This is a genomic window from Alteromonas sp. ABE4_545 (assembly GCF_056161325.1).
Window position 1 is genome coordinate 1 of sequence record NZ_JBSWYY010000065.1, and the last position, 1,269, is coordinate 1,269.

The following is a 1,269-nucleotide window of genomic DNA, read 5'->3' on the forward strand; positions in this document are numbered from 1 at the left end:
GGCTCTTCATCATTAACGGGGGACACCCGCATTCATTAAACTGATTTTGCGAAGAATCATTTAATGGAGAGTACAGATGTCCCACGCAGGTACTATTTTAGGCATAAGTGAGTTAGAAATAGAACGTGTTCATCGACATGATTTTATTGAAGTGTGGGCAAAGCCCACTAAAAAGCCGCTATGCAAGCATTGTGAGAGTCGACATTTACGCATAAAAGCCACACATAAGCGCACTGTCAAACACACCCGCCAAGGCAATCAGGTATTAACGCTGCACTTAAAGGTGCCTAAGTACCATTGTCGGCGCTGTGGTCGCTACTTTCGTCACCCGTTTGTAGGCATTCGGCCTCGCTATCGAGCTTCCGAATGTTTTCGCTTGGAAGTCTTTGAAGCACATCATGGTGGCGTAACACAGCGTGGCATCTCACGCACACACCGTATCAGCCCCACTACGGTTGAGCGTTGGTATCAGTCTCACATCAGTCAAAAATACAAAGAAATTATCAGTCGACCTTGCCCAGAGATGTTGGGGATAGATGAACACTTTTTTACCCGTAAGAAGGGTTATGCGACGACGTTTGTAGATTTACGACATCGTAGTGTGTTTGATGTAAAGCTGGGACGTTCTGAATTAGGTTTACGCTCGTACTTGCGCCACCTTCCCAATAAAGAAAACGTGAAGCTCATCGCGATGGACTTATCGGAAACCTATCGTGGTATTGCCAAACGTTATTTCCCTAATGCTACGATAGTCGCTGACCGTTTTCATGTGGTGCGCTTGATTAACCATCACTTCTTAAAAGCGTGGCAGCAACATCACCCTGAAGGACGCAGGAATAGAGGTTTACTCAGTTTGATGCGACGACATCAATGGCATTTAAACAAAGAGAATAACACCAACTTACAACGCTACTTAGCTGACTATCCGGTGCTAAAAACCTTGTATGAGGTCAAACAGAAGCTCATCAGGTATATGCTGTTAAAGACTATGAATGAAAAACGAATGGAGAAGACATTACCCGGCTTCTTAGATTTGCTTGAGCAGTTACATCAAAGTCCGCTACGAGCACTGGCCAATACACTGACTTCCTGGTTACAACCCATCATAGCCATGTGGCGCTTTACACGAAACAACGGGATCACCGAAGGCTTCCACAACAAAATGGAAATGATATCAAGAAGAGCGTATGGTTTTAGAAACTTTGAAAATTATCGAATAAGAGTGATGACCCATTGTGGATGGGATGGTGTTATCAATCGTGTAAGGTG

The 1,269-nt window shown here is 44.4% G+C and carries 1 protein-coding gene; it reads left to right on the top strand.

Annotated features, from left to right (window positions below; genetic code table 11):
• Positions 1 to 76: 76 nt before the first annotated feature.
• The coding region (locus tag ACXAH6_RS20325; RefSeq protein ID WP_474879811.1) for an ISL3 family transposase at positions 77 to 1,269 on the top strand (1,193 nt) is incomplete at its 3' end.